Genomic DNA, 2,353 nt, shown 5'->3' on the forward strand with positions numbered 1-2,353 from the left:
GGACACCTGGGCTGCCGTAGGTCAACGGGGACGCGTGGTCACCGGGCGCGGTGCCACGGCCGCCGGCTTCGACACCGACCATGCGAACACTATCGTCTTCGACGAACGGATAGAACATGCCAGCCGCGTTGCTGCCACCGCCGACACAGGCGACGACGCAATCAGGCAGCCGCTCAAACGAATCGCGGCACTGTTCGCGAGTTTCGCGGCCGATCACCGATTGGAAATCGCGAACCATCATCGGAAAGGGGTGCGGTCCGATCACGCTGCCGATGATGTAGTGCGTGTTTTCGACCGACGCCATCCAATCTCGCATCGCTTCATTGACGGCGTCGCGAAGTGTTTTCGAGCCGCTTTCAACAGGACAGATTTCCGCACCGAGCAGCTTCATGCTGAACACGTTCGGTTTTTGCCGGCGAATATCTTCGCTGCCCATATAGACGGTGCACGGCAAACCGAAATGGGCACATGCCGTGGCGCTGGCGACACCGTGCTGGCCCGCTCCGGTTTCGGCGATCACTCGCGTTTTGCCCATGCGAAGGGTCAGCAGGGCTTGCCCGATCGTGTTATTGATTTTGTGGGCACCGGTGTGGTTTAGATCTTCGCGTTTGAGCCAAATTTGGGCACCACCGACCGAATCGGTCAGTCGTTTAGCGTGATAGAGGGGGCTGGGGCGACCGACAAATGTCTTCAGCAGCGACGACAATTCGCGTTGAAACTCGGGATCTTTCTTGGCTTTGTCGTACTCTTCGGCGAGTTGGTCCAGCGCTCGGGTCAGCGTTTCAGGAACAAAGCGTCCGCCAAAATCACCAAAACGCCCGCGAATATCGGGAACCGATGCGGTGGCGTGGGGGGCTGCGGCTTCTTCCAGGCTCATATTGGGTCTCTAAACAGGATCGTTGAACGGGATCTTCGAGCGGGGGCTCTGAAAATGGCAATCAGTTTTCGTTAAGATTGTCGCCCGAGGTCAATCAATGGTCAATGCAGCGATCGCGTGCCAAAAGAGAATCTGTGCCTGAACTACCCGAAGTCGAAACCATGCGCCGGGGAGTGTTGCCGATTGTCGGCAGCCGGATTGATGCCGTGATTCGGCCGCCCTGCGAGCGAAAGCCCATTTTGATGACGCCCCGAATCGATGCCTTTGATCGTCGGCTTCGCGGAAAGCACATCGTCGACGTCGATCGCCGCGGCAAACGCGTGATGCTGCGAATCGAAGATGCACAAACCGTCGTGATCGAACCTCGCATGACTGGTTTGGTGTTATTGGCGGATCCGCCGACGCTGGAGCATCTGCGGCTGCGGATTACGTTGACCGGGCCTGCGGGAGACCAGTTGTTGTTTTGGGATCGCCGTGGACTGGGAACGGTCAGGTTGTTGACGCCTAAGCAGGTCGAAACGCTCGTCGACGCCAAGCTTGGGGTCGATGCACTGGCGATCACAGCGGAACAGTTAAAAGCGAAATTGGGGAACAGCCAACGCGCGATCAAAGTCGCTCTGCTGGATCAAGCGGTGGTGGCGGGAGTGGGGAATTTGTATGCCGCAGAGCTGCTTTTCCTTGCCGGTATCGATCCTCGTACTCGCTGTGACCGGCTGACCGTGGCTCAGTGGCAGCGAATTGAGTCCGCGATGCGACATGTATTAGAGGAAGCGATTCGGTACGAGGGCAGCACATTGGGGGATGGCACCTACCGCAATGCACTCAATGGCGAAGGTGGCTACCAAGCCCATCATCAGGTCTACGCTCGTGCCGGCGCCCCCTGTCCCCGCTGTTACGACGGCGTGATCCGGCGGATTGTTCAGGCTCAGCGGAGCACGTTTTTTTGCCCGGTTTGCCAGCAAAAGCGTGGTCTGCACCGGCTCGTCGTTCCCCTCTCCGCCTAAAAAACCCCCCCTTCCCCGTAGCGGAAGTCGTCAAGACTTTCGTTGATTTACGAGCCGCTTGCGGCAACGCTGTAAAGCATTTAGAGACGGTGAATTACGGCATTTGCGTTCCGTAGCCACGCTCGCCAGAGCGTGGCTGGTTGCCAGAGCGTGGATGGTTGCCGGCCAATATGAATCACCACCTTCTGGCGAAGGTAGCTACGAGAAAATGCTTTCGTTGATTTGTGAGCCGCCCCCGTTTCGGCGAATAATCGAGGTTGCGGTTCGTCGCGGCGAGCTGAATCGCTAGAATGGAGGGCGTGAGCGAATCGCCACTCGCTGTTTCTCGAATTCGTTCCTGTTTGTTCCTTCAACACGTCACCGACCATTCTCATGACGCAAAAAACATCACGCCGAGACTGGCTTCGTACTGCTGCGGTTCTGTCGGTTGCCGGAGCCACGGCGGCGAGTTCGCGGACAGCCTACGCCGCCC

General features: G+C 58.2%; 2 protein-coding genes. One reads left to right on the forward strand and one right to left on the reverse strand.

Annotated features, from left to right (window positions below; all coding sequences use genetic code 11):
- Positions 1 to 877: tryptophan synthase subunit beta (gene trpB / locus ABX962_RS34825; protein ID WP_372726255.1), on the reverse strand; the 877-nt coding region annotated here is incomplete at its 3' end.
- A 134-nt stretch (positions 878 to 1,011) separates the two neighbouring features.
- Between trpB and mutM the strand changes: the two genes are divergently transcribed.
- The gene (mutM, locus tag ABX962_RS34830; protein ID WP_372726256.1) at positions 1,012 to 1,881 is read left to right on the forward strand and encodes a bifunctional DNA-formamidopyrimidine glycosylase/DNA-(apurinic or apyrimidinic site) lyase; all 870 of its coding nucleotides are present in this window, start codon (positions 1,012 to 1,014) and stop codon (positions 1,879 to 1,881) included.
- Positions 1,882 to 2,353 lie beyond the last annotated feature (472 nt).

The organism is Novipirellula sp. (assembly GCF_041583735.1).
Lineage (GTDB): Bacteria > Planctomycetota > Planctomycetia > Pirellulales > Pirellulaceae > Novipirellula.